Genomic DNA, 6,286 nt, shown 5'->3' with positions numbered 1-6,286 from the left:
TGCTCGGCGAGTGGGTCGAGCTGGAGTAGGTGGCGGATCTGGTTCTTTTGGCGAAGATTCCGCCTCACGAAGCGTACGCGAAAAAGAAGCATTCAGACCCGGCCGTCTGGATGCTTCTTTGGCTTTCCGTTTTATGCGGAAACGGTCTTTCTCCTTACGAAACGTCTATCTATCCAATAAACGACGAACAGAGACAACAAGCCGACACCGATTGGTATGCCGAAAGCTTCGTATGGAAACGGCGCTCCTTCAAGCTTAAACTGGTTTGTGGCGCGGTACTCAAGCCGCTTGGCGGCGAATTTAGCCGTCCAGATATCTTCCTGCTTCGCCAAATCTTCAAACGCAGGCTCCATTGCGAACCGCTCCAGCGCATCGCTGTGCAGGTAAAGCTGCTCAGCCTTCCCGCCGTTCTCGTTCCAGTTTCGGATATCGCCCGCAGCGCGCGTCTTAACGTCCGGCCCCACAAAAATCATTTTGTCGAGTTTCGGGACATCAGCTATTTGATATCGGGCGATCAGATTCAGACCGTGCCGGGTAACGATTGGCTCGCGTTTGCTTGATATCGTTAATGTTATCGTCGTGCCGGAAGCCCCGTACGTGTCAAAAGCCGAGGATAACATCAGCTCATCGGCACCCTCATACAGCAGGACACCGTTCTTTTTCTTGCTCCATTGAAACGCGTTGTTCAAAACATATACGATATCGCTTAATCCGGCTGTGAAAGGCTCCATTTGCGGATGCTGAACAAAATCGTAGGAAGGGTAATTCATTTCTTTCGCCACTTTCTCCGCAGCCGACTCCCCCATTTGCTGGGATATGACGTACAGTGTGGCATCGATCCCCGAAGTCAGGCCGGCCGAGGAGACTATGTTGCCATCAGACACGTAACGCTGATCCCTTTTCCAAGTAATCTCGGTATATTTCTTTTCCAATCTACTGATATCTCCCCAATGCGTTGCCGCAGATTTCCCGTTCAACAGGCCGGTATCCGCCAAATTTTCCGCCCCATTGCAGATAGATAACAAGGTCGTTTCCTTGCTGGAGTGCTTCCTTATCCAATCGCGGACAGGCTTGTATTTCGCTTCATCCAAATTTGGCATGAAAGGGATCACGATTATATCCGGACCTTTCCCCGTCAATTCGTCCAACTCGTCAAAAGTGTAATGCGGTGCGACATCAAGGCCGCCCGTCAATGATTTGATGTTTTTGTCGGGAGCTGCCGCAACAACATTGTACGAGCCCGTCATGGAGAACATTTCGTATGGTACGAGAAAATCGAACACCTCGGTCACTTCATTCGCCAAAATAACGGCCACTGTCGGTTTTTTCGAATCATAGGCAGGAGCTTGGATGCTTTGTAAAGAAGCAGGAATCGGCTTATCGTAAACCGACATAGCCTCCTGCATCGTGCTCATGAAACCGATCGCGCCGGTTCCTCCCACAACCAGAATGAAAACGCACACATACACGATGAAACGCCTTACTTTTTTCAATTTCCTTCTCTCCTCTGATTTTTTTCTAGTTGGTATTAATTACTTTCTTATTTCAAAGATAAGGGGAGAAGGCGAACTAATAAACTCGTCCGAAGACTATATTTTTCCCCGACTTAGGTCCAGGTAAAGGACTTTTTTTCTCGAACAGCAATTGTTTTCCCGAAAAGAAAGCACCGATGTCCCGGCCCGATACGCCGCTGCCGTTATTCGGTCAGCCTTCCATTCTTCATAGGCTCGAATAAACATCTCGTCAATTGGCTGCCGAGGTTCCCCCGTGCACGGTGGCAAAAACGAGATTTTGCGCTGATATCATAAAAGTAAAAAAAGATCCAATCGACCGTTGAAGGGTCTGCTGGATCTTTTTTTATCACAAATTTCCTTCCAAAACTCTGCCTCAGTAAACCGAAGCTTTCTTCGAAGTGTTTTTGATGCCGTTGACATCATTAAACACAGTATTTCCCCATGCGGTTGGCGTTTTCCAGTCACTGCTGTTCACGAGATCAAGCCATGCGTTTTCACTGTTGTTGCCCGTCCAGGACCAGGCCAGATAGCCGATGCCTTTGGCTTGAGACTGCTTCATGACCTCGTAAGGATTCACGGTGGTGCCCAGGTTGTTGTTGCCATTGTTATAGTTGTAGCCAAACTCACCCACGATGACCGCCAGCCCCTTGTCCTTGATGGCCTGCAGCTCAGAGCCGATTTTACTGGAATCATTATAGTTGGCATACATATGGACGGAAAATAAGATGTTATGGTTGGGATCGTGTTGCAGCAGCTCTACGCCGTGGGCCTTGATCGGGGAAGCATATTGTCCCCAGCCGGAGCCGTCGATCACAATTGTATTTGGCACACCTGCGTTTCGCAGGGTGGTAATTGCAGTTTTGTAAGCGTCCCGCCATGCGGCATCCGAGAGGTTGTGGTCGCCCCATTCATTGGCGATATTCACGAGGACGTACTTCTGATTATCGGCCAGTATTTTTTTCACCGCTGGGTCAGCGAAATAACGGGCCATGTCGTTCAAACGGTTGGCATCATTGCTGCCAGTCACGTCGTGCAGCTCAACCACGGAAATCAGCTTGAGCTGTTTGGCCCGTTCGATGATCTCTCCGAGTCTTTGCGCCGATCCATTAGTTTGCCACACAATGCGGACGGTGTTGGACTTCGTCGCAGCAATCGCATCCAATGCCTGATAGGCTTGTGCGTCAAACCAGATATGAGGGTTGTTCACCCCGCGCATCACAAAGTTGTTCCCATTGGCATCCTTCAAATTGTTTCCGCTTACATAAAAACCGGAGGCTGCAAATGATGTACCTGCATTCAATAACCCTACACTGGAACAAAGCAGAAAAATAATAGTAAAGATGAAAGCCTTTTTGCCATAAAGACGCCAATCTCTCACGAATCAATCTCCTCCTTCTTTATAGTCCAGTTAATCTTATGTTGGAAATGGAAACGTATTCCACCGACTGTAATGTTGGAATAGGGTGCATCATTTCTTTTCTGCAAGGGACGGGTATTAATTGTCTAGTCCCGCATAGAGTGACATAGGGGAAAAGGAGGTATGAGGATGTGGAAATGGGGGAAGCGACTGTCTGTGTTGGCGGCGATCCTGCTGCTGTCGGTTTTTATAAGCGCATGCAACAGGGATGATGCTTCAAGTAAGGTGAAAATGGAGTTTTTTCAAAACAAGCCGGAAGCCAAGGGCTCCTTTGATAAGCTGATTGCTCAATTTAATCAGGAGCATCCGGATATTGAGGTCACACAGGTGAATCCGCCGGAGGCGGAGACCGTGCTATTGACCCGGGTCGTCAAAAACGACGTGCCTGACATCGTGGGACTTGGAGCCACCGATACCTATTCCATTTTGGCACAGAGCGGTATTTTTACGGATTTGGCCAATACGAAGCTGCCGAGTACTATAGATCCGATTTATCTTAAAATGCTCCGGGATTTGACCGGGATAGACTCAGTTTACGGAATCCCTTACGCTGCGAACGCGAATGGTGTGATGTACAACAAAACGCTGTTTAGGGAAATGGGATTAAGCGTGCCCAAAACGTGGGACGAACTGATTGCAACGGCGCAAAAGATCAAGGCCGCTGGCAAAATCCCGTTTTATTTCACATATAAAGATGATTGGCAGACTAACCTTCCCTTTAATGCACTCGGGCCGAATCTGGTGGGCATTGATTTTTTCCTGCAACGGCGTGAAAACCAGGTCACCTTTCAGGATAAGTACCGCGAGGTTGCACAAAAGCAGCTGGAGCTGCTGAAGTATGGACATGGCGATAATTTTGGCAAAAACTATGCCGATGGCAACCGGGCTTTTGCTAACGGACAGGGATTAATGTACATCCAGGGCACATGGGCGATATCTGAAATCCGTAAGGCAAACCCGAAGGTAGAACTGGGATTTTTCCCGTTACCAACAGGAAACGACGAGCAGGCGGTCAAACTGGTGTCCGGTATAGATACGCTGCTGGCCGTTTCGGAGAGCAGCCCGCATAAAAAGGAGGCCGAGGAGTTTATTGCCTTTCTGTTGAAGCCGGAGAACAGCAAGCAGTACATTACAGAGCAAACGCTGTTTTCGGCGGTGAAGGGGGTCACGCAGGATGATCCGAGTGTGGCAGAGCTGCTGCCGTATTTTAAAGCGGGGCGTGTCATTGATTTTGCTGATCACTATATCCCAAAAGCTGTGCAGTTGAATTCCATTGTGCAGACTTTTCTGCAAAATGGGGACATCGACGCCTATCTGGCGAAGCTGGACCGTGAATGGGATAAGGTAGCTAACCGCCGATAGGGGAGGAGGATGAGACATGAACAAGCGACTAACGGCTTTTTACTGGATGACCGTGCCGGCGGTGCTACTGTTTTTTATATTTTTAACCTTGCCTGCCTTGCAGGGATTGTATTACTCACTCACCAATTGGAACGGATTTGGTCATCAGTATCATTTTGTCGGGTTCAAAAACTATGTGAATTTGTTTCAGGACGACAATGTGGGCAACGCTTACTGGTTAACTTTCAAGTTTGCGATTGTGGTTACGATTGCGATTAACGTCCTCAGCTTGCTGATTGCCATGGGGCTGAATGCTAAAATACGGTTCCGTAACTTTTTTCGGGGCATTTATTTTTTGCCTAATATTTTGAGCGTGTTGATCGTGGGGTACATATTCAATTATTTGTTCTCGAACGTGTTTACGATTTGGGGGCAGAACCTGGGCATTACTTCACTATCGACGAACATCCTGGGCAATGAGCAGTTGGCTTGGGTGGGGGTGGTGATCGTAGCCGTATGGCAGGGGATTGCCTTTAATACGATTCTCTATCTGGCCGGGCTGCAAACCATTCCGACAAGCTTGTATGAGGCGTCCAATCTGGATGGTGCGGGTAAATGGCGTGAATTTTGGAGCATTACCTTTCCGTTAATTGCCCCGTTTTTCACCATCAATATGGTACTGGCGATGAAAAATTCCCTGATGGTGTTCGATCAGATCGTGGCTTTGACAAACGGTGGTCCGGGCCGGGCAACCCAGTCCATTTCGCACCTGATTTACACGGGAGGTTTTAGAGGCGGAGAATTTGCTTATCAGTCGGCTAACTCTGTCATTTACTTTATTGTGATCGCGATGATTTCCATCTTGCAGCTGCGATTCCTCCAGAGAAGGGAGATGGATCATTGATGAGAACGAGCAGACGTACCAACTGGCTTGTGCTGCTTCTGGTGGCGCTGGGGACGATATTTATCCTGTTCCCCCTCTATATGACGGTAACCATTGCACTTAAAAATCCTGAACAGATGGCGCATTCTGCCTTTGCCTTTCCGACCGAGCTGCATTGGGAAAATTTTAGTCGCGCTGTGGAAATGACTAACTTTTTCAGTGCTTTTCAGAACAGTGTGATGGTCACGACATCGACGGTCATCCTGACTTTGCTAACCAATTCAATGGTTGCTTATGCGATTGCCCGTAATATGCAGCGTCGATTTTTTAAGGGATTATATTTTTACTTTGTGAGCGCCATGTTTATTCCGTTCCCGATCATCATGCTGCCGATTGTTAAATTGGCCTCCGGGCTTCATATGACCAATCTGTTGGGTCTCATTATGCTGCATACGGTGTATGGTCTGGCATTTAATGTCTTCGTGTATGTCGGCTATATTCGTTCCATTCCGGTGGCACTGGAGGAGGCGGCCACGGTAGACGGTGCGACGACATGGGGCACATTTTGGCGCATTATATTTCCGCTGATGGCGCCGATCAGTGCTACGGTAGGAATTCTCACCTGTCTGTCCACTTATAACGACTTTCTGCTGCCGCTCATTATTATTAGTGATCCGGAGCAGTATACGCTGCCGCTCGTCCAGTATGTGTTCCAGGGGCAGTTCAATACCGACTTTAATCTGGCCTTTGCCTCGTATTTAATGGCCTTGCTGCCGATGATTATCGTGTATCTGCTGGCACAAAAATGGATTATCAACGGCGTTACACAAGGCTCTGTGAAGTAATTCCATAGCAGGTGCCACACGAAAAAAGAAGCCTGTAAATCTCAAAAATGCAGATTTGCAGGCTTCTAAAATTTTTTCGAAGTTGAAGTTTAGCGCTACTGAATGAACACTCCTTCACGCAAAAAAACGATATCATGGCCGCTTGTGGATCATACTTCCGCTTAATCGGCCAGCCGCACAATCGTTCTTCCTTGCGAGCGGGCTGCAAGGATGTCCTCCAGCGCGGTTGGCAGGTCAGCCAACCCGATCTCGCGCTCAACCAGCCGCTCTAGCCGTTCCGGCTTCC

General features: G+C 48.4%; 5 protein-coding genes and 1 pseudogene. 3 read left to right on the top strand and 3 right to left on the bottom strand.

The window, feature by feature from the left end; translation table 11 throughout:
- Positions 1-131: 131 nt before the first annotated feature.
- Together WG8_RS24260 and WG8_RS24255 are read right to left on the bottom strand one after the other, a co-directional pair.
- Entirely contained in the window at positions 132-1,493 is a 1,362-nt protein-coding gene (locus WG8_RS24260) for a DJ-1/PfpI family protein (RefSeq protein ID WP_007432935.1), read from the bottom strand.
- Between the two features lie 394 nt (positions 1,494-1,887).
- Positions 1,888-2,892, bottom strand: coding sequence for a cellulase family glycosylhydrolase (locus tag WG8_RS24255; RefSeq protein WP_007432934.1), 1,005 nt, complete (start codon positions 2,890-2,892; stop codon positions 1,888-1,890).
- A 168-nt stretch (positions 2,893-3,060) separates the two neighbouring features.
- Between WG8_RS24255 and WG8_RS24250 the strand changes: the two genes are divergently transcribed.
- From WG8_RS24250 to WG8_RS24240, 3 genes are read left to right on the top strand one after another with little or no spacing between them, the layout of a single operon-like run.
- Positions 3,061-4,293: an ABC transporter substrate-binding protein gene (locus WG8_RS24250; protein ID WP_007432933.1), complete on the top strand. Its 1,233-nt coding sequence runs from the start codon at positions 3,061-3,063 to the stop codon at positions 4,291-4,293.
- Between the two features lie 16 nt (positions 4,294-4,309).
- A complete protein-coding gene (locus WG8_RS24245; RefSeq protein WP_007432932.1) occupies positions 4,310-5,176 on the top strand; it encodes a carbohydrate ABC transporter permease in 867 nt (288 codons plus the stop codon).
- Positions 5,176-6,000: a carbohydrate ABC transporter permease gene (locus WG8_RS24240; protein ID WP_007432931.1), complete on the top strand. Its 825-nt coding sequence runs from the start codon at positions 5,176-5,178 to the stop codon at positions 5,998-6,000. Before WG8_RS24245 ends, WG8_RS24240 begins: the two co-directional genes overlap by 1 nt.
- 161 nt (positions 6,001-6,161) lie before the next feature.
- Here the strand turns inward: WG8_RS24240 and WG8_RS29190 are convergent.
- A pseudogene (locus tag WG8_RS29190) lies at positions 6,162-6,286 on the bottom strand (oxidoreductase); the annotation flags it as partial.

This window comes from Paenibacillus sp. Aloe-11 (assembly GCF_000245715.1).
Classification (GTDB): domain Bacteria; phylum Bacillota; class Bacilli; order Paenibacillales; family Paenibacillaceae; genus Paenibacillus; species Paenibacillus kribbensis.
This window is presented reverse-complemented; position numbering and strand designations above follow the sequence as displayed.